The 25,062-nt window shown below is 57.1% G+C and carries 25 protein-coding genes; 14 read left to right on the top strand and 11 right to left on the bottom strand.

The window, feature by feature from the left end; all coding sequences use genetic code 11:
* The first annotated feature begins 179 nt into the window (after positions 1 to 179).
* Positions 180 to 1,892, top strand: a complete 1,713-nt coding sequence (locus H6G52_RS18620) for an adenylate/guanylate cyclase domain-containing protein (RefSeq protein ID WP_242026419.1) — start codon at positions 180 to 182, stop codon at positions 1,890 to 1,892.
* Positions 1,889 to 3,442, top strand: a complete 1,554-nt coding sequence (locus H6G52_RS15080) for a serine/threonine-protein kinase (RefSeq protein WP_190529393.1) — start codon at positions 1,889 to 1,891, stop codon at positions 3,440 to 3,442. Before H6G52_RS18620 ends, H6G52_RS15080 begins: the two co-directional genes overlap by 4 nt.
* 130 nt (positions 3,443 to 3,572) lie before the next feature.
* Here the strand turns inward: H6G52_RS15080 and H6G52_RS15075 are convergent, their stop codons facing one another.
* Both H6G52_RS15075 and H6G52_RS15070 read right to left on the bottom strand, forming a co-directional pair.
* Positions 3,573 to 4,034: a DM13 domain-containing protein gene (locus H6G52_RS15075; RefSeq protein ID WP_099533232.1), complete on the bottom strand. Its 462-nt coding sequence runs from the start codon at positions 4,032 to 4,034 to the stop codon at positions 3,573 to 3,575.
* Between the two features lie 293 nt (positions 4,035 to 4,327).
* On the bottom strand, positions 4,328 to 5,506 hold the full coding sequence (locus tag H6G52_RS15070) for an acyltransferase family protein (RefSeq protein WP_190355008.1): 1,179 nt from the start codon (positions 5,504 to 5,506) through the stop codon (positions 4,328 to 4,330).
* Positions 5,507 to 5,860: 354 nt separating this feature from the next.
* Here H6G52_RS15070 and sipA point away from each other — a divergent pair, with 354 nt between their 5' ends.
* The 3 genes from sipA (at position 5,861) to H6G52_RS15055 (ending at position 7,348) form a co-directional block, all read left to right on the top strand.
* The gene (sipA, locus tag H6G52_RS15065; protein WP_099533234.1) at positions 5,861 to 6,106 is read left to right on the top strand and encodes a regulatory protein SipA; all 246 of its coding nucleotides are present in this window, start codon (positions 5,861 to 5,863) and stop codon (positions 6,104 to 6,106) included.
* Positions 6,107 to 6,185: 79 nt separating this feature from the next.
* The gene (coaD, locus tag H6G52_RS15060; protein ID WP_099533235.1) at positions 6,186 to 6,695 is read left to right on the top strand and encodes a pantetheine-phosphate adenylyltransferase; all 510 of its coding nucleotides are present in this window, start codon (positions 6,186 to 6,188) and stop codon (positions 6,693 to 6,695) included.
* On the top strand, positions 6,653 to 7,348 hold the full coding sequence (locus H6G52_RS15055) for a DivIVA domain-containing protein (protein ID WP_190355007.1): 696 nt from the start codon (positions 6,653 to 6,655) through the stop codon (positions 7,346 to 7,348). Before coaD ends, H6G52_RS15055 begins: the two co-directional genes overlap by 43 nt.
* 62 nt (positions 7,349 to 7,410) lie before the next feature.
* On the opposite strand, the gene H6G52_RS15050 is transcribed toward H6G52_RS15055, so the two are convergent.
* Complete coding sequence (locus H6G52_RS15050; protein ID WP_347343148.1) at positions 7,411 to 8,052, bottom strand: ABC transporter ATP-binding protein; 642 nt, start codon at positions 8,050 to 8,052, stop codon at positions 7,411 to 7,413.
* Positions 8,053 to 9,008: 956 nt separating this feature from the next.
* Entirely contained in the window at positions 9,009 to 10,250 is a 1,242-nt protein-coding gene (locus H6G52_RS15045) for an FtsX-like permease family protein (RefSeq protein ID WP_190529389.1), read from the bottom strand.
* Between the two features lie 130 nt (positions 10,251 to 10,380).
* Here H6G52_RS15045 and H6G52_RS15040 point away from each other — a divergent pair, with 130 nt between their 5' ends.
* On the top strand, positions 10,381 to 10,917 hold the full coding sequence (locus H6G52_RS15040) for a hypothetical protein (protein ID WP_242026418.1): 537 nt from the start codon (positions 10,381 to 10,383) through the stop codon (positions 10,915 to 10,917).
* A 69-nt stretch (positions 10,918 to 10,986) separates the two neighbouring features.
* Here the strand turns inward: H6G52_RS15040 and H6G52_RS15035 are convergent, their stop codons facing one another.
* Complete coding sequence (locus H6G52_RS15035; protein WP_190529387.1) at positions 10,987 to 11,358, bottom strand: hypothetical protein; 372 nt, start codon at positions 11,356 to 11,358, stop codon at positions 10,987 to 10,989.
* Positions 11,359 to 11,796: 438 nt separating this feature from the next.
* Here H6G52_RS15035 and H6G52_RS15030 point away from each other — a divergent pair, with 438 nt between their 5' ends.
* Entirely contained in the window at positions 11,797 to 12,573 is a 777-nt protein-coding gene (locus H6G52_RS15030; RefSeq protein ID WP_099533240.1) for a hypothetical protein, read from the top strand.
* A 42-nt stretch (positions 12,574 to 12,615) separates the two neighbouring features.
* On the top strand, positions 12,616 to 13,074 hold the full coding sequence (gene ruvX / locus H6G52_RS15025) for a Holliday junction resolvase RuvX (RefSeq protein ID WP_190529385.1): 459 nt from the start codon (positions 12,616 to 12,618) through the stop codon (positions 13,072 to 13,074).
* 78 nt (positions 13,075 to 13,152) lie between these two features.
* Here the strand turns inward: ruvX and H6G52_RS15020 are convergent, their stop codons facing one another.
* From H6G52_RS15020 to H6G52_RS15010, 3 genes are all read right to left on the bottom strand, one after another.
* The gene (locus H6G52_RS15020) at positions 13,153 to 14,199 is read right to left on the bottom strand and encodes a hypothetical protein (protein ID WP_190529383.1); all 1,047 of its coding nucleotides are present in this window, start codon (positions 14,197 to 14,199) and stop codon (positions 13,153 to 13,155) included.
* A complete protein-coding gene (locus H6G52_RS19175; protein ID WP_199291524.1) occupies positions 14,177 to 15,148 on the bottom strand; it encodes a 2OG-Fe(II) oxygenase in 972 nt (323 codons plus the stop codon). Before H6G52_RS19175 ends, H6G52_RS15020 begins: the two co-directional genes overlap by 23 nt.
* Before the next feature lie 221 nt (positions 15,149 to 15,369).
* Entirely contained in the window at positions 15,370 to 16,014 is a 645-nt protein-coding gene (locus H6G52_RS15010) for a histidine phosphatase family protein (RefSeq protein ID WP_099533244.1), read from the bottom strand.
* 178 nt (positions 16,015 to 16,192) lie between these two features.
* Between H6G52_RS15010 and H6G52_RS15005 the strand changes: the two genes are divergently transcribed.
* Entirely contained in the window at positions 16,193 to 16,564 is a 372-nt protein-coding gene (locus H6G52_RS15005) for a DUF1818 family protein (RefSeq protein WP_099533245.1), read from the top strand.
* Between the two features lie 268 nt (positions 16,565 to 16,832).
* Here H6G52_RS15005 and H6G52_RS15000 read toward each other — a convergent pair whose 3' ends face one another.
* Together H6G52_RS15000 and H6G52_RS14995 are read right to left on the bottom strand one after the other, a co-directional pair.
* Positions 16,833 to 17,288, bottom strand: a complete 456-nt coding sequence (locus tag H6G52_RS15000; RefSeq protein ID WP_099533246.1) for a VOC family protein — start codon at positions 17,286 to 17,288, stop codon at positions 16,833 to 16,835.
* A gap of 25 nt (positions 17,289 to 17,313) precedes the next feature.
* Positions 17,314 to 17,820 (bottom strand): TIGR02652 family protein, encoded by a 507-nt coding sequence (locus H6G52_RS14995; RefSeq protein WP_099533247.1) that lies wholly within the window; start codon positions 17,818 to 17,820, stop codon positions 17,314 to 17,316.
* A gap of 139 nt (positions 17,821 to 17,959) precedes the next feature.
* Here H6G52_RS14995 and H6G52_RS14990 point away from each other — a divergent pair, with 139 nt between their 5' ends.
* From H6G52_RS14990 to H6G52_RS14975, 4 genes are all read left to right on the top strand, one after another.
* Positions 17,960 to 18,514 carry a gamma carbonic anhydrase family protein gene (locus tag H6G52_RS14990; protein ID WP_190529381.1) on the top strand — a complete coding sequence of 185 codons (555 nt, stop codon included), beginning with the start codon at positions 17,960 to 17,962 and terminating at the stop codon, positions 18,512 to 18,514.
* Positions 18,515 to 18,661: 147 nt separating this feature from the next.
* On the top strand, positions 18,662 to 18,775 hold the full coding sequence (locus H6G52_RS14985; RefSeq protein ID WP_099533248.1) for a photosystem II protein Y: 114 nt from the start codon (positions 18,662 to 18,664) through the stop codon (positions 18,773 to 18,775).
* A gap of 365 nt (positions 18,776 to 19,140) precedes the next feature.
* Positions 19,141 to 20,364, top strand: coding sequence for a folylpolyglutamate synthase/dihydrofolate synthase family protein (locus tag H6G52_RS14980; RefSeq protein WP_190529456.1), 1,224 nt, complete (start codon positions 19,141 to 19,143; stop codon positions 20,362 to 20,364).
* Positions 20,365 to 20,711: 347 nt separating this feature from the next.
* A complete protein-coding gene (locus H6G52_RS14975; protein WP_234406928.1) occupies positions 20,712 to 22,136 on the top strand; it encodes a type IV pilus twitching motility protein PilT in 1,425 nt (474 codons plus the stop codon).
* A gap of 134 nt (positions 22,137 to 22,270) precedes the next feature.
* Here H6G52_RS14975 and hflX read toward each other — a convergent pair whose 3' ends face one another.
* Entirely contained in the window at positions 22,271 to 24,061 is a 1,791-nt protein-coding gene (gene hflX, locus H6G52_RS14970) for a GTPase HflX (RefSeq protein WP_370567720.1), read from the bottom strand.
* Between the two features lie 281 nt (positions 24,062 to 24,342).
* Here hflX and H6G52_RS14965 point away from each other — a divergent pair, with 281 nt between their 5' ends.
* On the top strand, positions 24,343 to 24,936 hold the full coding sequence (locus tag H6G52_RS14965) for an AAA family ATPase (protein ID WP_190529377.1): 594 nt from the start codon (positions 24,343 to 24,345) through the stop codon (positions 24,934 to 24,936).
* Positions 24,937 to 25,062 lie beyond the last annotated feature (126 nt).

Genomic DNA, 25,062 nt, shown 5'->3' with positions numbered 1-25,062 from the left:
TGAAAATGCCCCGCTCATGAACTAATCCAGGAACTCATCGTCCTTATCCCGATTTTCCAGCGCCGGCCTTGATCGATGCTTCAGCGTTTCTCGCATTAGGATCTCCATTAGCATTGCGTCCGATCCACCCCCGATCGCTCCCTCCCCACTAGGCTCCCCAAGCAAGCGCCCAACGGATTTTGAATCATCGCTGGCTGGTTAAATTTGGGAAACTTGCGCAACCCGGCTCCCGAGGAGAACTGGTCGGGTCAATTATTGTGGTGGCGATCGCCTACGGACTCGCGGCCTACGTGGCCGTGTCCCTGCCGGGGTTGCACCAAATTGGCACGGCGGTTTGGCCCTCGGCCGGCATTGCCCAAGCGGCCCTGATGTTGGGCGGCTTTCGGCTGTGGCCGGCGATCGCCCTCGGCATCAATTTCTATGACCTGATCCACTCAGGGATCACCATTCCCCTGTTGGGACTGTTTGGCTGCACGGGCGCAACGGTTCAGGCTGTCCTTGGGGTGTGGCTTTTTCGGCGGCTGGGGGGCAGCAATGTGTTCGATCGCGTGTCGAATGTACTGAAGTTTTTGGTCAGCGGTGTGCTGATTGCCCCCCAAATTAATTGCACCTGCGGTGTGCTGGCCCTGTGCTTAACCGGCAACTTGCCTTGGTCGGAGTTTGCGACGGTGCGTTGGGGCTGGTTTTTGGGCGATGCCATGGGGATATTGGTCTTTGTGCCGCTGATTTTGATGGTGGCCCAACTCCAGCAACAAGATTGGCAACGGATCACCCGCCTGCGCCGACACAAAAGCACGCGCCGATCGCTCCTGCGCACCCTTTGGCTCGGGCTATTACTCGGCAGTAGCGGCATTGTCTTTTGGGCCCAAACGGAGGCGGATATTGCTCGCTATCCTTTGGAATATTTGCCCTTTCCCCTGGTGGTGTGGGCGGGGATGCAGTTTGGGCCAAGGGCCGCAGCGGTGGGGTCATTTCTGATTTCAGCGATCGCGATCGGGGGCACGGCCTTTGGGATGGGCCCCTTTGTGGCCAAAGCCAGCAGCACCCAACAGGCGGTGCTGTTTTTGCAGGCCTTTTTGGGCGTAATCACGATTACTTCGATGGTGCTGTCGGCGGCGGAATCCGAGCGCTCCCGATCGGCGCGATCGCTCGCGGCCCTCAACCGTGAACTAGAGCAGCGCGTGGCCCGCCGCACGGCTGAACTGGCGGCCCAGACCGATCGCATCAACGACCTATTACACAACATCTTGCCCGCTGGTGTGGCGGAACAACTGGCCAGCGGCTCCCAAACCGTGGCGGAAACCTTCAACGATGTGACCGTTTTGTTTGCGGATCTCGTGGATTTCACCAGCTTTGCCGCCCAGCACCCACCCACGGTGGTGGTGCAATTCCTGAATGATGTGTTTTGCACCTTTGATGATCTGGTGGAGCAATACGGCCTGGAAAAAATCAAGACGATCGGGGATGCCTACATGGTGGTGGGCGGTGTGCCCAAGCCCCGATCGAACAGCGCCTTTGCGATCGCCCATTTAGCCCTGGCCATGCAACAGGCGATCGGGCAATATCGCAAGCCCGATGGCAGCCCTTTTCGGTTGCGAATTGGCATCCACAGCGGCAGCGCCGTAGCCGGGGTGATTGGGATGAAAAAGCTGGTCTATGACCTCTGGGGCGACACGGTGAATGTGGCCAGCCGGATGGAAACCCTGGGGCAGCCGGGGCGAATTCAAGTGAGCCAAGCGGCCTTCGATCGCCTGCACAGCTATTTCCACTTGGAGCAACGGGGCACAATTGCTGTGAAGGGCAAAGGCGAAATGATCACCTATTGGTTAATCGGTGAACTCGGTAGCCACCAAGATTCAGATCCTGGTTTGCATCCACATCCCCCGTCATGAGCTACTGCTTAAACTCCCGTTGCACGGCCCCCGAAAATGACGATCATGCAGCGAACTGTGCTGCCTGTGGCCGACCGCTGCGGCTGGGCAATCGCTACTTGCCCCAATCCCCGATCGGGCGGGGCGGTTTTGGCTACACCTTTTTGGCCAAAGACCTAACCCAGCCCGATCGCCCACCCTGCGTGATCAAACAGTTGGTGGGTTCCTTTGCGCAAGATCCCAAGGCCCGTCGCCTGTTCACCAGCGAAGCCCGTCTGTTGGCCGATCTCGGATCCCATCCCCAAATTCCTCAGTTTTTGGACTTTGTGGAAGCCGACCAAACCATTTACTTAATGCAGGAATGGATCGAAGGGCCCACCCTAAATCGCGAAGCCCTGGGCGGCCCTTGGTCTGCTCGCAAAGTTGAAGCCCTGCTGCGGGATGTGTTGCCAATTTTGCAATTCGTGCACGATCGCGGCGTGGTACACCGGGACATCAAGCCCAGCAACTTCATTCGCCGCCTGAGCGATCGGCGGATGGTGCTGATCGACTTCGGCATCGCCAAGGTGATTGATCCCTATTGGTGGGACAAAACCGGCACGGTGATTGGCTCCCCGGAATATATCGCCCCGGAGCAACTGGCCGGCAAAGCTCTGCCCGCCAGCGATCTCTATAGCTTGGGTGTTACCTGCTTGCGGTTGCTAACGGGGGTGTCGCCCTTCATGCTGCGCGACAGCACCAGCGATGCTTGGGTTTGGCGAGATTTTTTGCCCCCAAGGGTCACGATCCCGCCCCGATTGGGGACGGTGCTCGATCGCGCCGTTACCCGAGCCACCGGTCAGCGCTACGCCACCGCCGCCGACATGTTGGCCGCTTTGGATCGATCGCCCCAGCCAGCGCCAACCCCCGAAAAGCAACGAGCACGAGTCGATCGGCCCGCCGCATCCCCCAACGACCAACCCACCATCACCACCTTTCCCCTACGACGGCCTAGCAACGAAGTGCCCACCCAAACCGGCTTGGGCAGCAGCAACCAGCCGCCCTTTCGCCCCTTGCCCAGCCTGTCCGCGCCCCAACCCCCTTGGCTAAATCGGTTGTTGCCATCCCGACTGATCAAAACTCCCCTGTGCGATCGGGGCGTGGTGGTGTCCGTGGCGGGCCTCGATTACCACCCCCTAGAGCGGCTCTTAGCCACCGGGGAATGGCAACAGGCCGACGAACTAAGCCGCCAACTGCTCTGTCAGCAACTGGACGGGCGACGGCGTTTTGTGCAAGTGGGCGACATTCCCCGCCTCAGCCGGCCCGATTTGCTGGCGATCGACCTGCTGTGGATGCACTACAGTCACGGCCGTTTTGGGCTGATGATCCAAAGCCGCCTGATCCTTCAAAGCCGGGACTATAACCAGTTTTGCCAGACGGTTGGTTGGCCCGGCAGCCGCTCCGACACCCGAGACGAGACCTTTCAGTTTCGAGCCGATGCCCCGATCGGGCATTTGCCTTCCCGCAACTGGGTGGGCGGCCCCCGATGGTGGAACCATGCCCAAGCCCTGGCCGATTACTTAATTCGTTGACGATCCATTGGCACTGGCCGCTCATCACTTGGCCATTAGCTACTTAGCCATGAGCGACATTGTGCTAAATCGCTGGATGCCAATTGGGTTGGGTGTGGCTCTGATTCACAACTTCAAAATCAACGGAATCCTAGTTCAACGTTGCGGCCCCAAAGGTGGCATTGAACTGTTGGCACCAAATGGCCACGGATTGGTATTGCGCCAAATTGAGATTGTTGGGGATCACGTAACGTTGGGAACCGGAGGTTTTTTGCAACGCACTCAACACCACGTATTGGCCTTCCGTTAGTTGCATTCCCGGTCGGGCAGATCGATGCAACACCACCCTCAGAGCTGGGCCGCTGTCACTGCGGAAGTTGTTGCCAAATTCCAGAATTTTCTGAGAGCCTTCCATCACGATTCGGGCTGTGCCTTGGGTGGGATGCTCCAGGGCCATGAAGTTTCCGGACTTGAGCACCCTGGTTGACTGTTTGGGCAGGGTGACGCGGCTTTGCTGGGCTAGGGTGGCAGAGGGGGTTTGTGCAACGGCCATGGCAGCAACCGGGGCGATCGCGCTCATAGCCAAAACCAACGCTACAACAGTCCGTTTCATAACCATTCAGTCCTTGGAACCTAAAGATTGGGTGACACTGAGAAACCTGGCGTGGCGACGGCAAGGCAGCACCCCTGAGGAATCCACAGGGTCTCTACACAACAAGGTTTGAGGCGATCGCGCTGGTTGGAGTTGCTGGGTTGCCTGTCCACATTTACCAAGGTAGGCGGGCAAGATGAGTCCCAGATGAGTGGGAAATGAGGCGCGACGATCGGGTCGATCGGGTTGCTAATTGCTCTGCAAATTCCCCAATTCTCAACGTTGCCAGCCCATACCCGTCGCGGTCTCAACCCTCAAACCTTCAGGAACCAGCCCCGGCGATAGAACCCATACATGGCCAACCACCACAGCAGCACCATCGCGATCGCAAACAGCAGCGAGCCGCTCATGGGGCCCGCCCAGGAAGCGAACAGGGTTTGATAGAGCCATTGGTAGGTGCTGGGGGCATCGGGGCCGCTGCCAATGTGGGTGCGGTTCAGCAGCCGACCCACCAACCCGGAACCCACAAAAGCCGTGATTGCGTTCATCCCAAAAATTTCAAAGGGGCGGCTAATGCCGTGGGCGCGCCGGATTTCCGTGAGGGCATAGCACCCTGCGAGCAAGACGATCGACCAACCGGCGGCATAGAGCGCATAGGAACTGGTCCAAAGTTGCTTATTCAGCGGTAGCGCCAAATCCCAGAGCCGACCCAGGGCGATCGCCCCTACGCCGGCCCCCGTCAAGCGCCAGGCGGTGAGGGCTTTGATGGGCTGGGTTTTCAGCCACTGCACCGCCCAATAGCCCGCTAGGGTAGACCCGATCGCGGGGAGGGTGCTCAACAGTCCTTCCGGGTCAAAGGCCACGGTTTGTTGATTCAGGGTGAGTTGGTAGAGATGACTTGCGCCGAGCAGGGTTCGATCGACCCAACCGACGATCGAACCATCAGGCGTGAGCGGCGTGGTGCTCAACAGGGCCCAATAGCCCAACCACAGGCCCGCCACGGCGATCGCTTGGGCCCGTCGAGAGCAGTGCAAAACCAGGAGCGCCGAAGCACCATAGGCCAAGGCAATTCGCTGCAAAACACCCAAAATTCGCCATTTTTCCCACAGGAGCGGGGCCCCTTCAAACCAAGTCCGCATCAACAGTGTGGAGGCATTCAGGGCTAAGCCTAAGCCAAATAAAATCAGCACCCGTTGCAGCAATTTGCGATGGATTTGCCGCTGTTGGGGGCGATCGAGTGGGGCCTTTTCCGCCACGCGCCCCAAGGAGAAGGCCATGGCTCCCCCAACCACGAACAAAAACAGCGGAAAGACCAAATCTGTGGGCGTGAAGCCGTGCCACTCGGCGTGGAGCAGGGGGGGATAAACCTGGGCCCAACTGCCCGGATTGTTCACCAAGATCATGGCTGCGATCGCCAGGCCCCGCAGCAGGTCTAAGCACCGAAACCTTGGGGGTTTGGTAGGTTCGGCGGGCAAAGGGCGATCGACCGTCATGGCAAAACCGGTGGGCAATCAACCGGCACAAACAACTGAAAGCAAGAATACAAATTTGCGATGCCAGCTTGCGATACCAGCTTGCGATGCCAGCTTGCGATACCAGCTTGCGATACCGGCTTGCGATACCGGCTTGCGATAGGCGCTAGGGGCGATTCGTCTGCAACGGGTCAGCCACTGAAAGCCGGGTGCTAGTCTGGACGGGGGGAAGGGGCGATCGGGTTCGGTTGAGTTTTCATTCAGCCATCCCAATTTGCTAGCTCTCGATTCCAATCCCGATTTAAATCTCGATTCAGACCTCAACTCCAGTCCCGAACCGCGTGCAAACCCGCGTCCTAACCTGATTCCTGACCTATGAGCGAATTGCAAGACTCTGACCGTTTCACCCTGGCCGCGGGCGATCGGGTACGGCTTGTGGCCCTGCCGCCCTACGTCAAAACGGCGGAACCCATGCCCATGTTGCGGCCGCCGTCGGTTTTGACGATCGGGGACTTGGGAACGGTGTTGGGTTGCCGGCCCGGGAACTGTTGGGCCATTCGGTTTGCCAATGGGGCTTATCTGCTGACGGCGCAATATCTAGAACGGGTGCAGACTCCGTGAATGCTGAACCCCAATTCCTGAAGTAAATTTGCTAAGTCCTCTGAATTTTCTGATCCAATTGAGCTAGAGCAGAGACCATATGGGTGTCAGGGCGATCTATCCGGGGAGTTTTGACCCCATCACCTTGGGGCATTTGGATATCATTGAGCGAGGCTGCCAACTGTTCGATCAGGTGATTGTGGCGGTGTTGCGCAATCCCAATAAACAACCCCTGTTCGAGGTGGCCCAACGGATTGAACTGATTGAGCGATCGACCAGCCATTTAAGCAATGTTAAGGTCGATACCTTCAATGGTTTGACGGTGGAGTACGCTCGACAACAAAAGGCAACCGTATTATTACGGGGATTGCGCGTGTTGTCGGATTTTGAGTACGAGCTGCAAATGGCCCATACCAACAAGACGCTCTCCGAGGCGATCGAGACCGTCTTTTTGGCAACGCGCAATGAGTATAGTTTTTTGAGTAGTAGCTTGGTGAAAGAGATCGCCCGCTTTGGTGGCCCGGTCGATCGCCTCGTTCCCGATCCTGTTGTTGCGGAGATTCAGCGATGTTTTCCTCAGATGCCTCTGGTTTCGCCCCCCAGCCCGTAGCGGATTCGGCAGCTTCGGCGGCGGAACCAGCAGCGAATGAGACGCAATCGGCGGCGAGTTCCCAGGGACGATCGAGCGGTTTTGATGTGCAACGGGCCCTCGATCGGCTCGAAGAAATTGTGCTGGACAGTCCCCGCATTCCCTTCGGGCGACGCACCTTGGTGGATGAGGAAGTGTTGCTGGATCAACTGGATTCAGTGCGGCTGAATTTGCCCGCCGCCTTCCGGGAGGCCGAGGCGATCGTGCGGCAACGGGAGCAAATTCTCTTTGAAGCCCAGCAGCAGGCCAAAGACATCATCGAAGGGGCCAAACAGCAGGCCGCCCGCGCCATTTCCGAAACGGAGCTGGTGCGCCATGCCCAACTAGAAGCAGACTCCATTCGGCAGCAAGTGGAAGAAGAATGCCAGGCCGCACGCGATCGGCTGCTGAATGAATTAGACCAGACGCGCCAGGCCGCCGCCGCTGAGCTGGAAGAAATGCGGCGGGCCGCCATTTCGGAATGCGAAGCCATCCAAGATGGGGCCGATGATTATGCCGATCGGGTCTTGGGCAGCATTGAGCGACAACTGGGCGACATGCTGCGGGTCATTCGCAACGGTCGCCAACAGTTACAGCAAGAAGCCGATCGCGCCATGGGCAAATTGGGCAAATAGCCAAAACCCGTGCGGAGTTGCCCCTAATTGCTCAGCTCAATTACTCAGCTTAATTGCTCAGCTCAATTGCTCAATTCGCCATCTTCCAAGTGGGCCACCCGATCGGCAATATCCATAATTCGGGGATCGTGGGTCACAATCACGATCGTGCTGCCATCTTCCTTGGCCAAACTCCGCAACAGTTCCATCACCCCATGACCATTGCGGGAGTCCAACGCGGCCGTTGGTTCATCGGCCAAAATCAGCGGTGGATGGCCCGCCAAGGCCCGGGCGATCGCCACCCGTTGTTTTTCCCCACCCGACATCACCTTGGGCAGATGATCCGCTCGATGGCTCAAGGCCACGCGATCGAGCAACTTTCGCGCCATCTTCTTGGCCTGGGGGCCGCGAATGCCCTTTAAATTCAGGGCCACTTCCACGTTTTCCGCCGCCGACAGGGCCGGGAACAGATTGAACCCCTGAAACACAAATCCAATATTTTGGAGCCGGAAATTAGCCAACTGCTTTGGAGCCAACTGGGTAATTGCCTGGCCCAGCAGATCCACATGGCCGCTGGTGGGGGTCAAAATGCCCGCCAAAATTGACAGCAGCGTGGTTTTGCCCGACCCCGACGGCCCCATCAGCAATTGAATGTCCCCCCGCTTCACCCGCAGGCTCACATCCTTCAGCACATGGATGGCTTCATCGCCACCGCTGTAGCGCATGTCAACATGCCGCGCGTCGATCGCCCAAGTACAATCGCCTTTGCCCTCATGGCAGCGATCGCGACGGATCAGGGGTGGCGACACCGGAGCGGTTAAAGCGGGCGCAGTCGTGAAATTGGTAGACGCGGTCATGGGGGAAACGGCTGGTTTAAGGATGGGAGATGATACCGATTCGATCGAGGTGGGTGGTGGGGTAGAGCTTAGTGTAAGCGGTTAACCGACCTGGCCGAGGTGACTAATCGATCAGTTCTTGGCGATCGGGAACAGGAGGCCCGTTAACCACTTCATTAATTGTCTATAGCTCTCCATTTTAGAATTGTCTATTTTCAAGGTTGCCCAGGATTGGGGGAAATTTTGGGAATTCGCGACTCCAGGCGATCGATATCTCCAGTTTCAGCCACGGGGAGTCATTTATTTCCGTCCATGACAGACAATTTCAGAAGCGGCTACAAAAATAGCCCAATGGGAAAAGCAAGCCGAAAACAGGTCAAAAATCACTCACAGGCGACTCAAAAGCAAAGTTAATCAAAACATAGAGTGATCCTCAATTGCCAGAAGATATGAAATAAATGACTAAGATGATGATCAACAAAACAATCAGAGAAAGCATTTTATTGCAAGAAAGAAACGAGAAAATATAGAAGTAATATTAAAGCAATCTTAAGCTGATTTTCAAGAAACGAGAAAACGATAATGAAGCAAAGATTGGGTAATGGGGCGATCGATTAGTTTCCAATTAATTTTTTAATTGATTTGTCTTGATTGACTCAAGAATGCTGATTGATATGAATTGCGAATCATTAAAACCGAAAACAACCACGAATGACCGATCAGTAACTCATGCAAAACTGATTCATGATTAATGAATCACTCATGAATGGCTAAGGATGGGGCACACTGGGGCGCACACTGATTGATCGCATCTTAGCGCAATCGCCGGGTCATGATGGCTCTTTCTAGGCCTTGAAAACCACGGCGGGGTCAATGCGATTAACCTTTTGAATGGCAAACAGGGCCGAGCTGACACACATCACCACCGTCACGCCAAAGGTCAAAAAGGCGCTGAGGGGCGTAATGGCAATGACGACACCGGCTGTGGTGGCAAATTGCGCCACGCCCAAACAAAGGCCCATGCCGGGTAAATATCCCAAGACGGCCATCCAAAGGGACTGTTCAACAATAATGCCGCGCAAAACCCAACTGGAAGCGCCCATGGCCTTGAGGGTGGCGAATTCGCGGACGCGCTCGCTGGCGGAGGCGTAAAGAATTTGGCCCACGATCGCGATGCCCACGATCGCCCCGACGATCGCCCCAAGGGTCAAGATAAACCCCACGCCCGTTCGATCGCGCCAGTAGGTTTGCGAGAGGCGGGACAACTCCGCGCGGGTGAAGGCTCGGGAGTCTGGCAAGGCCGCTTCAATGCGGCGCTGGAGGTCTGGGATCGAGCTGCCCGGCTTGGCCCGCACCAAAATAAAGTTCACCGGGTCGGATGCATTGAGCGATCGAGGTGGCACGGGGCGATCGGCTCCGGCGGTTTTGGGGCTGACCCGATTCACACAATCCAGTCCCCCATCGGGCTGCACACTACAGGTCAACCGCGATTCTCGCCCAGCACTCAGCAGGCTGTTGGCCGAAACGGCAGACATAAACAAAAACGGGCTGAACACGATCGATTGCAGCCCCTGGCCCACCGCGCCCACTTGCAATGGGGTGGAACCCACCGTGCCCCGATCGCCCACCCGCGACAGCCCCAACTTCCGAAGATTCGTTACGTCGGTGATTGCCCGGTAGGGTTGTTGAACTTCGGCTGCTCGGCCTTGGGTCAGGTTCCAAGGTTGAAATAACACCCCATCCGGCTGATAGCCCAAGGTAATCACCGACTCAATCCGATTGCTGGGGGCGCGCCACAGCACTTTGCCAAAAATCAGCGGCTCCGCCCGTTCCACCCCCGCCAACCGCTGGACACGGCTCAGGTGGTCAAAGGACAGGGGCAGGGTCAGTTCCAAATGCACCAAGTCCTTGGACGTGACCCAAATATCGGCCTTGGAGCGATCGACCAGCAGCGATGTGGATTCTGTGAAGCCGCGAAACACGCCCGTTTGGATCGTCACCAGGCTCACGGCAAACAGAATTCCCGCTTGGGCCACCAACAGGCGCGGAATATCTTCAAATAGATTTTTACGGGCGATCGAGGGCATAGACCACCTAAAAAAGAATCGCCAAGCAGTTCATCAGACCGAGCAATCAGTGCCGTCAGAATCGAGAGATGCGCGCCAATGACCAGAGCGGATAAGCTAGGTGTTCTAGTCAGTTTTTTGTATTGCAGTTTTGACGGTTCATCGACAGCAGATGCGTCCCAAATTAACAGATTTAAACGATTGGTATCGGGCTGAGTTACTGATGCAGCCAGCCTTCCTGCGAACGATCGACAACATTCGCAAGCAACTGGAATCTTCCGGCTGGAAAGGAACCTACGAAGAATTTCCCGTCTTTCCCTACGGCACGTCTGAAGAAATCCAAACCCGTGTCACCCTCTTGCAGCAGGAACTAACCACCGCCAGCGGCGAACGGGCGGCGGAAATTACGGCGGCGTTGGATGACTTGCCACAACCCTATCCGGGCTATTGGTTCACCCTCGAGCACGATGGCCAGTCCACGCGCGTTGACGTGTGGGAACTGTGCTACAGCATTTGCTTCCGCGACTACCAAGCCCTCAGCACCCTCAGTGCGGGCGATGAGGTGATGGTCACCATTGATTTGGATTTGATTGGGGAGGATGGGGATGTGGACTGGCATCGGCTGGATGAAAAAGCCCAGCGGGTGGTCGCGCAAGTGTTTGATCGCCTAGCAAACATCATCAACTAGCGCTCTCCGCTAGCACCCTCCGCTAGTACCTTGTTCGTGGGCTGAATGGGGTGGCAGGTTCCGCTGGCCCTAGCGCAACGAATTGAGGTCGATCGCCCCCACGCCGCCCCGTTGAATTTGGCGCAAAATAATTCCAAACTGCCACCAAACCGTCAGCGCTCCGCCCACCGCCACCGGCACGGAAAGTTTATAGGACAGGTCGATCGGGAACGCGAAGCACTGCAACGTGGCCGCCAAAAAAAAGCCAGCCCCGCCGGCCATCCCCACAAACGGGAGCCACAACTCAGGCCCTTTCATGGCCGCCGGATCCCGATCGGGTGACTTGAGCCAAACTCGCCCCTGTTCGCGCAAACTTCTAGCAAAGGCCAACCCCGACAGCGCTCCCGCCGCAACCCCGGCCGCCAACAACACGTAGGGCGATCCGCCGCTGGTGTAATCCATTGTTTCTATTAATGACGTTCAAAGCTTATATTCCAAGGCGTTTATTCTATCGTCTCTATTGCCAATGTAGACTAGATGTGAACGATGGGTGTTATCTCCAACCGAACGGGTTCAGGCTCACGGAACCCAACCCAACCAGCATGGCCCCACAGACCACAATTCTCGCAATTCTCAACGTTGCCAGTGGTCGCGGTGGGGGGTAACTTTGTGCTTGTCTGCGTCTAGGAAGTTTTGGCCCCCACCCGATCGCACCGCAGCTACGGTGATTGGCTCTAGGGGGTTAATCAAAAGAAAGTTACCGTTGACTAACAGGGGGGAAACGGGAAATTTTCTAAATTCATCGAAAAATTCATCGAATTCAACAAATTCACCGATCGCCCGTGAGGATTCGTATCTGTGAGTTGCCCAATGAGTCATTCAATGACAACATTGCCTGTCATGACGACCTCCATTATTCCGGTCATTAGCTTGCCCGCCGGGCCCCTGGCCCAGGCCCCAACCACCCCGGCTCCTGCTAATAATTTGTGGCTCATGAGCAGTGGCGCTTTGGCAGTGTTGCTGGTCGCTGGTGGTGTTTATTTCAAGCTAGAAACAGACAAGCTCCACAAGAGAATTCGTGCAGAAGAATTCCGAGTTCGTGAACTCAAAAAACGCCTTGACTTAGCCCTCAAAAGCATTCACAAGATGGAAGCAAATCCCGATCTTGTGAATTCTCGTGAGTTCAACTTGGATTACTTGCGAATGCGGATGCAGGAGGAGATCTTCCACTTCGCGATCGTGAATCAGATCAAGATGAAGATCAAAACCATGGTGTCCGTAGCCCTGCGGCCGACCCAACAACAGGCCGGCACTCAAAACAACGCACAGACCAACCAAGGCCGCCAAGTGGATCAGCTCTTTGATGTGGAGTATGAAACTTGCACCGATGGCGTGAAGCGGGTGAAGCGGGTGTTGTTTCGAGTGCAGGTGCGCATCACCAAATTGCCCACCCAGCCCACTTCCCGGACGATCGAGGAAATCATCAACTGCCTGGAGCGCTACCTCAGTTTGGCGGATGATGATGACGATCGGTGGCAACCGACGATCCAGGGGCGCATCGTCACCATCAGTTGGGATCAAAAAGCTAAACCCACGCCGCTGCTGGTGTTGGAGCAGTCCGGCGAGGGTATGAATGTCACCCTCAAGACACGGCGTGCGGCCGGTGCGGCTAAGTAGGCGGGTTGCTGTGTTTTGGTTCTGCGCAACCGATGAGAGTCTATGGCGGTTGATTTAGGGGCGGCTGATTTGAGGGCGGCTGATTTGAGGGCGGTTTATTTGGGGTTTGATCCGGGCAGCGCCAAATGTGGATTGGCGGTGCTGCGATCGAGTGGCGAGATTTTGGCCCATGAGGTGGTGCGATCGGACAGGGCGATCGAGCAATTGCGCCAATGGCAGCAGCAGTACCAAGCCACGGCCATCATTATGGGTGACCAAACCACTTCCAAGGCCTGGGTCAGCCGTCTGGAACAGGGTTGGCCCGATGCCCCCCCGATCCAACGGGTTGATGAACGCTACAGCACCCTAGCCGCGCGCGATCGCTATTGGGAACTCTATCCGCCTCGGGGTTGGCGAAAGTTGCTGCCTCGGGGCCTGCGCCAGCCGCCCCGCCCGGTGGATGATATTGCGGCGATCGTTTTGGTGGAGCGGTTTTTAGCGAATAGTTCTCCCAAGAACTGAATTTCGCAGAGAAATTCCACACAGAGAATTTCACAGAGAAATTCCGCCGGGTGCATTCAGCCTGTTAAAAGCCCAGGGCTAAATCCCGCGCGGCAGATGTCGGACGGCACGCTTGGCGCGATCGGACACGGGCCAACGCCACACATCTTCAAAGAGCCAAACCAAATTGTGCTGGGTGGTTTCGCTGAGGGCAATGATCCAGTTGTCCACGGCTGCTTGGGTGCTGGTGGCATCGGGGCGATCGCGCACGGCGACCCACAACCGCTTAGCAAAGGTGGGATCGTTAGGACTGTAGCGATCGCGCACTTCCAGCAGCATGGCCGCCCACAATTCCGGCGCGCCAATGCAAATTCCCCGCTCGGAACAGAGGGGGCTTTTGGGAGCTTGACCCGATCGCAGGGTGTTGTGCCAATTCAAAGTGCGATCGGCTTGATAGCGCCATAGGAGCGATCGCAAATCCTGACGATAGATTTCAAACGGCGTGCCATACACCGATCCCGGCTCAATTTGCAGCACGTCCAACACTTCCAAACGCATAAAAGCTGCAAATCCGGTGCGTACTGTAACGCTGGCATCAGCTCCCTGATATTCCAGTTTTTTGGCATAGGATTTCAGCCAAAAATTGCGCCCCAATTCATAAATGGGCAGGGTCTCAAACTCACCGGTTTTCTGATAGTTGCTGTAAAGATCTTGGAAATAAGGAGCCTTTACCTCAATGCCGGTGCTGGAGATATAACCACAGCCACCGCCACAGGTTTTGGGAACAATGGCCACCGTTCCCAATTGATCGCGAATGGTGGGGCCGTAGGGGGTGGGTTTGCCGGCCACGGCTTCGGCATAGAAATCATAGGCGCGATCGACCAGTTCAATCAGGGGTTGCAATCGTTCCGGCTCCCAAGTTCCCTCCGGCAATAACCACACCAAATTGCGGCCACGATAGGGATATAACTGCAACTCGGTTCGATCGAACGCCACGTAGGGAATGGGAGCCGGCCGGGCCGGTTGGGATGGCTCGATCGCCCCGGCTGCCCCGGCCGCCAACCACAGCAACCCCGCCCCCAGACAACCCAACCAAACCCGCCGGACTGATCCCCGCCGAGGACTAAGCCCGCCGAATCCAGCCATTGAGCGTGAACCGGCCATGGTCAAATTGGCGCGACGGACAAACAACGGGCAGCACTTCATGTTTACAGCGACTATCAAAAAAGACAATCCGATTATTCAGCGGTTCAATGGTCTCGAAGCGATCGGACGCGGTTACCATGGGCCCGCTGATATCCGTTTCATACATTCGCAATTCACCACCCGAAAATCGCTTCGGTTCCTGATAGAAATAGTAAACATAGGTCAGGACGCGCGTGGCCGTTTCTGGACTGCCTGAATCGTTGTGAATTTTATAAAAACAGCCATCATTGTGAGCCGTTAGCTGCATCTCAACTTGTCCCGGCTCAAAGCCAGGCATTCCCAATTGCTGCACAACCGTTGGCAATAGACCAATTAACCGTTGGCGCAAGAGTTCGTAGAGATCTGGATAGAGCGTGGCATACAAAATACTGGAGCGACGGTAATCGCTGGCGTTGGTTGTGGTTTTGGAACCAACGAATTGATCGGCCTTATTCAAGGCCGTGCTGAGGGCAAATTGATGCTCTTCATGACTTAGAAAGTTGTCAATTTCTAAAACCGTTGGCTCCAAAATTTGGTCATTGCGAGCCGCTGAAGGAGCAGTCGCAACGGGGTAAGCCAGGGACTGATATTGGGTGGTGGCGGTGCTGTCTGAATGGGGGCGATCGGGGCCGATGGCGGGCTGGCCCTTGGAAGCGGATCGCAATCTTGCGTCCAGTGGCGATGCTGACCACGATTCCGGGCCCGGGTTCGTCAGGCGTTGGGTCAGTTGCGGCAATTCCCAACCATCGGTGTTGAGACCTTCGATCGGGTCGGTTCCATGGGCCAATTCCAAAACACGCAGGGCCACCAAGGTTCGATCGCGCAATGACAGTTCAGGAGAGTCCAGCGCTTCATTGAGGGTGCTCACTGCTCGATCGAGCAGACCCTGCATTTCGTCTGATTGAGTCACCGTTTATGGGGGGAGTTAGGTTGCCAGAGGTTTATCCAGGAATCAACCATCGGCGTTGATTCCTGTGGATTCCTTCCGTCTTATCAGATCGATCGGGAATCTGAGAACTGATTGCGGCGGCCATCTTAATTCCCTGGAGGAAAAGCCATGGCGATCAATCTTGTCCAGATTTCTAACCAGATTTCTGACCAGATTTCTGGCCCAGGTTTCTCGTCATGCTCCTAAGTGGAAGGAAGGGCCCGCAATCGTTCATCCAAATAACTACGATCAGCCACGCTGTGAAACAGGGGCCCCCGATCGCTCATTTCCACCACATTCAACCCCGCCACCGGCAACGAGAAGCGATCGCGATAGCGACCCACATCAATGCCCATCAGCACACAAAGCAAAATTCGAATCGTTGCCTTATGGGACACCAACAGCACTGAACCTGTGGGGTGACGACGCTCAATTTCGTCCAAAACCAATGAAGCTCGGCGGGCAATGTCCACACCCCGCTCGCCTCCCGTGGGCGCATTCCAAGCCGGATCCGTCAGCCACCGCACATAGTCATCGTGATAGATTCGATCGACCTCGCGGGGGTGCAACCCTTCCCACTTCCCGTAGGCAATTTCCCTTAGCCCATCTCGCAACTGCATATTCAGCCCCGTCATTTCGCACAGAGGCGTTGCAGTCTGGATCGCGCGGCGCAGCGGACTGGTGTAGATGGCTGTCCACTCAAGGGAGGCATAGGCGATCGCGAACTTCTCAGCCATTTCATGCCCCTCGGGCGTGAGGCCGGGATCATTTTCAGGCGTGCCGCAATAACCACCGGATGCACTGTAGGCCGTCTGAGCATGACGCAAGAAGAAGAGCTTAAGAGCCATGGTGGAGTTCGATCGACATGGAGCTTCAATGGTTCAATCCTAGATTCAATCCTAGGACTGAAAAGGAGTAGTGGAAAAATTAGACGGTCTCCATGAAGGCACTTGTCAGACATCTACTCGGATCAGTTCAATCCGGAGATAAGCTAAATCCGGCAATTTAGGGCCAATCAACAGCGCTATGGCTAACGATCGAATCTTGAAGTCTGGCCCAGGATGGCGATTGGGCTGGCAGCCTTCGGCCACGAAATTTTCGGGATTGGTGGGCAGTGATGATTGGGCTGTGGAGCTGACGGAGCCGGAGTTAACCGACTTTTGCCGACTGCTTGATCGCCTGGTGGATTCAGTGCGGGCGATCGCCGATGAGTTGATGCCCGAGGAAAAAATTGCTTGCGAGGTGGAGAGCGATCGGCTCTGGCTGGGGGCCGAGGGCTACGCAGATGCTTTTGGGGTGCGGTTTGTGTTGCTGTCGGGGCGGGGCGCTGAAGGGGGATGGCCGCCGGAAGCGGTGGATGGGTTGGTGCAGGCGGCCCGCACGATCGGGCTGTTTTAGCACCCTTTCTCAAGGCTATCTCTCAGCACCATCTCTCAACGCGATTCCCAAACATCGTGCCTCACCAGAACGCCACGACGCTGAACGATGACTCAATAGACCTCTTGCACGAATCAGCTCGTTGCCCTCATCCCCCAACCCCTTCTCCCAAGGTGGGCGAAGGGGAGCCAGAACTGCTGGGTTACGGCGATCTCGTGGCGGGTGATCAAGTCCCTCTCCCGACTTGGGAGAGGGATTTAGGGTGAGGGTCTTGATTAATGCAAGAGGTCTAATGTTCAGCGTCGATCGCGCCCTTGGGTGGCGGGAGTTGAGATTGAAGGCGCAACAGTTCGATCGGCATTCCATCCGGATCTGCGATGAATGCCACCTCATAGACCCGATCGCCAATCATTTGCTGACAAGGGGCCAACAACAGGGGCAGGGGCTGCGGAGCCAGGCGATCGCCCATCAGACGCAACCAATCCGGCAGCGTTTCTGGGCGATCGGGCGATTGGGCCAAATCTAGCGACAAATGGTAGTAGCCCACATAATGCTCATTGCCAAAGGGATCGGGCGGCGATTGGGGTTCCGGCACTTGCAGCAGCTCAATGCGTCCCCCCCAACCTTCCATCCAACAGGCCAGGGTCATGCCCGCCGTGAACCGTTCGGCCATCCCAAACCCGATCGCCTCATAAAACGCGATCGCCCGGTGAATATCCGCCGTTTTTAAGGAAACATGGTGCATTGCGCCGCTACCGACCCCCCTTGGGCTACTCAAACAGCCGGAAATAGGGATAGCGCACCGGCACACCCGGTTCCTTGTCCAACACAAAATTAATCACATCCCAACAGGGATCCGCCGCTTCCGTGGCACTGAACTCCACCGGCAAGCCATAAAGCCGCGGCCGACCGTCGGAACTGGGATTGCGCGGGTTTGCCCGATCGAGATAGGACGCAATGAGGGTTTGGTAACGATGGGCAACGGTTACCTTCGTGGCCCGAAAGCCTTGGGTATAGAGCCGATCGAGCGCTTCATGAATTTCAAAGCGAATACCGTCGGGGTGCGTGTGCTGGCGATACCATTCACCTTCCCACTGCCGCCAATGGCGACTGGATTGCAAATGCACCAGTTCTTTGGTGTTGGGGTCGGCTTCAAAGGCCCCATGCCGGGGACAAAGGTACGTGTCCGTAAGGGTCAGGGCCGGGATCGGCTGCCGACAATGGGGACACAAAATTTCTGGGCCAAAGATGGGATATTGCAACGTCGGATTCAGCATGGGTTCGATCGAAACCTCGTGCAGGACGGCGGTGGGAGCGGGGGTTCGATCGCGGGCCGTCGCCTCGCTACCCTATTATAGCGATGGCATTTTGGCGGTCTGGGCAAAACCAACGCTTCTTGAAATATTTGTCACGTTTATGTCACGTCTAGAGGCAACAGGGGCGATCGCCCATCCCATTTTGGGCACACCGGACATCGCGGCTGCGGCCTTTATCGCTCCCAACGCCACCATTATCGGCCGGGTCACCCTGGCCGGCGGGGCCAACATTTGGTATGGCGCGGTGCTGCGGGGGGATGTGGAGCGAATTGACATTGGCGAAAACACCAATGTCCAAGATGGCGCAGTGATCCATGGCGACCCGGGCCAGCCCACAATTCTTGAGGCCGATGTGACCGTGGGCCACCGGGCCATCATCCACTCCGCCCACATTGAACGGGGCTGCACGATCGGGATGGGAGCCATCATTCTCAACGGCGTGCGTGTGGGTGCGGGTAGCATCGTAGGGGCTGGGGCCGTGGTGACCAAAGAGGTACCACCCCGATCGCTCGTGGTGGGAATTCCGGGCAAGGTCGTCCGATCGCTCAGCGATCAGGAAGTGGCGGAACAAATTGAACATGCGGCCCGCTACGTGAAGTTGGCCCTGGTGCATGGCGGCCAGGGCACGGATCTGGGTTTTCACGGGGCGCACTAGGTAACTCGGCCTACCCCAATGCCCGCCAGTGACCCAGTTCCCAGGATTCCGATCGACTGGTCGCGTTCGGGAGGCCCCAAATGCCCGACAATGGCATTTAATTAAATTGGCTCGCCTGTTTTTAGAACTGTTACGGGAGATCAAGATATGGATTGGCGCGTTTTGGTTGTGGTGTCTCCGCTGCTGCTGGCTGCTGGCTGGGCTGTTTTCAACATTGGTAAGGCAGCTCTCGAGCAATTGCGTCGTCAGCTAGACAGCTAGGTTCGTAGTAAACTCTGGCGGTTTTGTCGCGATCGCCCACAATCGATACCCAATCGCAGAATAGTAGGGGCGCTTTGATGGCGCTCCTACTTGTTTTTGGGCATTTTTGGCCCCTCGCAAGGCGCAATAGGCTAAGGAATAACACCATGACCTCGGCGATCGAACCATCAAACCCAGAGCCGCTAGATTCAGCAAATTGGGTCAGTGCAGCTCACCCGGTAACCCAGGATCATCAGGGCAATCACGCCAATCACACTCACCAGGCCAATCAGGATAATCAGACCAATCAGGTAGACCAACTAGACCAACTAGACCAGCAATTATCTAGTTTTCAACCCTTCGGCGTGCAGTTGGGTTTAGAGCGGATGCTAGGGGTGCTGGCGGCTTTGGGGAATCCTCAGCAACAGGTGTCGATCGTCCATGTGGCGGGAACCAATGGCAAAGGTTCCGTTTGTGCTTACCTGTCCAGCATTCTGACGGCGGCGGGCTATCGCACCGGGCGCTACACTTCACCGCACCTGGTGGATTGGACGGAGCGCATCACGGTGGATCAAGTCCCGATCGAACCGCAAGTTCTGGCTGAGTTGCTGCGTGAGGGGGAACAGGCGATCGCCCAAACCGGCATTTCCCTGACCCAATTTGAGCTGGTGACCGTGGCCGCTTGGCTGTATTTTGCGCGCCAGCGGGTGGATTTGGCGGTGATGGAAGTGGGGCTAGGGGGGCGGTTGGATGCGACCAATGTGGTGGACGGGCCGATCGCCTGTGCCATCACCTCGATCGGACGGGATCATTGGCAGGTTTTGGGCGACAGCTTGGGACAAATTGCCGGAGAAAAGGCCGGCATCCTGAAACCGGGGCGGCCGCTGGTGGTGGCTCCCCTGCCGCCCGAGGCCCGGGCCGTGGTGGCCGATCGCGCGGCCCAACTGGCCTGCCCGATCGATTGGGTGGAGCCGGCCGAGCCGATCGCCCCGTCGGCCGAATCTTGGCCCCACTTACCTTGGGTGCGATCGGGCAATTTAGCCTATCCGCTGCCCCTGGCCGGAACTGTCCAGCGCACCAATGCGGCCGTCGCGATCGGGCTGGTGCAACAGTTGCGAGCGGCCGGTTGGGCCATTTCCAACCCAGCCATTCAAACCGGCATGGCCAACGCCCGCTGGCCGGGCCGGTTGCAGTGGACAACTCATCAAGGGCGATCGCTGCTGGTGGATGGGGCCCACAACCATGACTCGGCCCAAGTGCTGCGGGACTATGTGGATCAGCAAAATTTGGGGCCCGTGACCTGGGTGATGGGTATGTTGAGCACCAAGGACGCGGCCGCCGTGTTGCGGATCCTGTTGCGATCAGGCGATCGGCTCTACACCGTGCCTGTTCCAGATCCCCAGTCGATCGCCCCCGAAGCATTGGTGCATCTGGTTCCCGAGGCGATCGCCCTGGCAGAGGGTCGCCCCTTTACGGATCTGTTGCCAGCTTTGGAGGCGGCCCTGGCGGGCGATCGGCCCGTGGTGCTCTGTGGTTCCCTGTATCTTTTGGGGCAGTTCTTCCGGATCAGCACCCCCACCATTTCCCCAGCCCTAGCAGCCAAAAGCTGACAAATCCATTGGTTTTGGATTAGAAACAAAGGGAGCCTGATCCGCAAAATCACGGAGTTTAGGGGAACCCTCTTTTCGGTTTCCCAGTTCTCCAGCAGCAGGCAGGTATGGGTGGGTCAGGCTGAATGCAAGGGCTTTCGACCATGGGCCAAACTGTGGATTGAAAGTCGATCGGGGCGGAAGCGGGGCGATTCATCTCGAAACGGCGGCCAGTCCGGTCTTGTCAGCCTAGGTTGCGGATGAAGCGAACTTCGCCGTGATGAAGCAGGAAGCCTCCCGATTGCAGCCTTCGCGAGCGAATGGTGGCAATTGCTAGTGAAGTAGTGACGGATTTTGGAGGTTTCTCAATGAAAATTGTTCAGGCTCCCAGCCAACCTGTGCGCCCGCTCCAGCGGTTTGTGGTGGCCGGTGTGGCAACGCCCGATGATGCGGGCAAACCGTTGGTCGTCAGTCTGAATAATGACTTCAAGATGACAGGGCCGATCGTGGCTAAGGACGGCACTTGGCGCTTAGACCTGGTGTTTCCCAAGCCCGGCAACCATCACCTGAGTGTGAATTTGGGCGATCGGCGGGCGGACTGGTCGTTTCAGGTGATTGGGGAAAATGGCGAAACGGCCCCACCGGGCCCGATCGTCCCAGAAGCCAGCCCCGTCAGCGGCCGCCGTCCCCTCCCTCGGGCGAAGGCCTCGGAAGGTGCGCCCACCCTGCGGCAGTTGGTGGAAGAAGCCTTTCGCAACAACTATTCCGATGTGCATTTGGCCGTGGGCCGAGAACCGCGCTTCCGCAGCCGGGGGCAAATGCAGCCCACCACCTACCCCACCACGGACGACAACACCTTCATGGCCTGGATGCAAGAGGTGTTGAGCGATTTGGAAATTCAGCATTTTCAAGAAAACTTAGACTTTGACGGGGCGGCCCAATATCCCTTTGCGCGGGTACGGATCAATTTGTTTGAAACCCTGAATGGGCCGGCGATGGTGTTGCGCTTGATTCCGATGGAAATCAAGACCTTTGAGCAGCTTTGTTTACCGGCGGCCTTTGCCAATGTTTGTCATGCCCACAAGGGGTTGATTTTGGTGACGGGGCCCACCGGCTCCGGGAAGTCCACCACCTTGGCGGCCATGATTGACTACATCAACCGCAACATGACCCGGCACATCATCACGATCGAAGACCCGATCGAGTTTGTCCACCAAAGCCGCCGATCGGTGATCAATCAGCGGGAGGTGGGGATTCACTCCCTACGGTTTGACAATGCATTGCGGGCTTCCTTGCGGGAAGATCCAGACGTGATTCTGATTGGGGAAATGCGCGATCGGGAAACGGTGGAAACCGCCCTGAAGGCTGCCCAAACCGGTCACTTGGTATTCGGAACGCTGCACACCAACGGGGCCGTCAAGACGATCGAGCGGATTTTGGCGCTCTATTCACCGGAAGATCGCGAGGCCGTGCGAACCCAAATTGCGGAAGCGATGGTGGCTTGCATTTCCCAAGCCCTAGTGCCCACCACCGACGGCAAACGGGCCCCAGTCTTTGAGGTGCTGATCAACACGGATGCCATCCGGGATTACATCAAGAAAGGGCAGATTGACGAGGTGGAGGACATCATTCCCCGATCGGAATACGAGGGCATGTGTACGATGAACCAAATTCTCTACAAGCTCTATCTGGAAGGGCGCATCAACGAGGAGATTGCTCTCGCCAATTCGCCCCGCGAGAACGAAATGGCGATTATGTTGCGAGGTGGCTCTCTTTACAGCTCTGCGGTCTAGGTCGGGGCGCAAGGCCCTAGGCCCGAAAGCTGCTGTTTTAACGGTTGATTAACCCATTGCGGCGGTGTGTCCCACCTGATCGATCGGGCAGGATCGATCAGGATGAATCGGGCAGGATCGATCGGGCAAGGGGCCTATTCGCCCGTGGCGTAGCGAACCAGGTTCAGCAACTGTTGCCGGAGGGTTTCGAGTCCCAAGCGATCGCCTGCGGAAATAAACACCCCGTGGGGACATTCCGCCTTGGCCTGTTCGATCGCCTCGGAGCTGGCCGCGTCGATTTTGTTGAAAACCAGCAGCTCCGGCCCCGGAACGATCGGCATTTCACCCAAAATTTCATGCACCGCCGCAATATGTCGGGGCCAGGAAGGATGGGATAAATCCACCAAGTGCAACAAGGCCTCTGCTTCCGTCACCTCCTCCAGGGTGGCGCGAAAGGCATCCATCAAGGGTGGCGGCAGCTCTTGAATAAACCCCACCGTATCCGTCAGCAGGATCGATCGCCCCTCGGTGGGTTCCGCAAATTCGGGGCTGTCTGGAAATTCCGATTCAGCGATCGGGGCGATCGGGGCGGGCGCAGTCAGGGTCAAGCGGCGAGTGGTTGGATCCAACGTGGCAAACAGTTGATCGGCCGCATAGACCTCCGCATCGGTCAGCACGTTCAACAGGGTTGATTTTCCAGCGTTGGTATAGCCCACGATCGCCACGGTCGGCACATCGTGGTGTTGGCGACGTTGGCGCAGGCGGTTGCGGTGGGCCTGGAGTTCGTTCACCTCCCGTTGCAAGCGGGAAATGCGCCGCTGAATCACCCGGCGTTCGGTTTCCAATTTGGTTTCACCGGGCCCCCGGGTTCCAATGCCGCCGCCCAACCGAGACATGGCTTGGCCACGGCCCGTCAGTCGCGGCATGAGATATTCCAACTGGGCCAGTTCCACTTGCAGCTTGCCCGCGCCCGATCGGGCCCGTTGCGCGAAGATATCGAGAATCACCTCGGTGCGATCGACCACGCGCGTGCCGATGAATTTTTCCAGGTTGCGGATTTGGGCCGGGGACAAGTCCCGATCGAACGCCACCAGGTTGGCCCCCAAGCTCTGGGCCTGGAGGGCAATTTCTTCCACCTTCCCTTCACCCACCACGGTTTGGGGATGGGGGCGCGATCGCTTTTGGCGCACCACACCGACCACGGAACCGCCAGCCGTGTCCACCAGCCGATCGAGTTCTGCCAACCCGTCTTCAAAGGCCCTGGGATCCCGATCGCTCGTTTGCACCCCCACCAACAACACCCGATCGCCCGCTTGATCAATCTCTAGGCCGGACACTTCCCGGGCAAACTCGGCCTCCAGCCCCGTCACAAAGTCCAGAAAGTCCTGTTCCGCCAAGTCCTCGATCGGGACAGGGGGTAACACCGTGGTGCTTTGGGTGACGCTTTCGGCTGTCGATTCCGTCCCTCGCACCACCAGACCCGGCAGATTGGACGGCGGCAACAGATGGGCCACCCGCGCCGATTTCACATAGCCCCCCACACCGCCGCCGCGCCGCGCAAAGCCACTGCCCGTGAGCGGCAACCAAACCAACGCATCCAACCGTTGCAGGGCCAAAGCCGTCAAGGCTCCGGTTCCCGGCTGTTCTGACTCGGGCGCGGTGGCCATGCAACGAATTCCGCACAGGCGCTCGGCCCCATAGCGCGGCAATTCCAAAGGCGGGATTTGGGTTTGGCGCGGTGTGCCCACGCCGACTCGAATCACCTGGCCCCGCCGGTTAAAGTAAACGCAAAGGGGTTTTTCCAGTTCGGTGCTGATGGCGGCCAAGCGCTGGGCAAATTCCGGCGTGGTGAAGCGATCGCCGGGCACGCGCTGATGATAAAGCCGCTTCAGTTGTTTGAGTTGGTTGGTTTTGAGACCTTTCAGATCTCCATGAATGGTTTCGATAAGCCACCTCAGAATGCGACAAAAAAATGGAAAAGAATAGAACGGCAAAATGAACCAGATCCCCAAACGGCGATCGCCGCACATCTCCCGCCTGGGAGGGGCGATCGGGCGGTGGAGAATGGTTCAATTTTAGGCGGGCCGGGCCGGCTAAGGCGAGGGTGATTCCTGATCCTTAGGCGGTTCAACGGCTCAACCATGCTCAAATCATCTCGTTAGCCGATGTCGTTAACCTACAGCGTTAACCTGTGGCGTTAACCAGTTGATTAGCCCATTCCAGCGCCATGCCACTTCCCGATCACCCCGTTGCTGATCCCCCCGCCTCTGGTCTGCCCACAACTCACCTGATCGTGCTGATTGGGCCGCCGGGCTGTGGCAAGTCCACCCTGGCTCGCCAGTGGCAAGCCGCCGCTCCCGATCGACATTGGATTTCCACCGATGCCATCCGGGCTGAACTCTTTGGTGATGCGGCTGTTCAGGGCGACTGGTCAGCCATTTGGCAGGTGGTGTGCGATCGACTGCAAACCGCGATCGTCAATGCAGCCGATGCCGTTTACGATGCCACCAACGCCGACCCGCGCCAACGACAGCGAATCTTAGAAACCGCAAGGGAATTGGGGTTTAACCAGATCATTGGCTGGTGGGTGCAAACCCCGTTGGAGCAATGCTTGGCCTGGAATGCCCAGCGCGATCGACAGGTTCCCGCCCATGTCATTGAACGGATGGCTCAACAATTGGATCGATCGCCCCCAGAACTGGCAGAAGGCTTTGACCAACTGGAAATCATCAAGCCTGAATTTTGCTATCAGATTCCCCAAAACCCTATTTCGCCGTTACGAGATTGTGGGGGACAAGATGCTCAAGCCCCTTATCTGTAGCAGTTGAGGCGTTAGAGCTGATTTATAAAGACAATATTAATCAGCCATCCCCGCTAATCGTTTCACCATCAAATGCATTAAGCAGCCGTAGATCATCCCTTCGCTCGTCTCCGAATACAACTCATA

Origin of the sequence: Limnothrix sp. FACHB-881, from assembly GCF_014698135.1 — a bacterium.
Classification (GTDB): domain Bacteria; phylum Cyanobacteriota; class Cyanobacteriia; order CACIAM-69d; family CACIAM-69d; genus CACIAM-69d.
The sequence above is the reverse complement of the archived record's forward strand: the minus strand, read 5'-3'. Positions and strand labels throughout refer to the sequence as shown.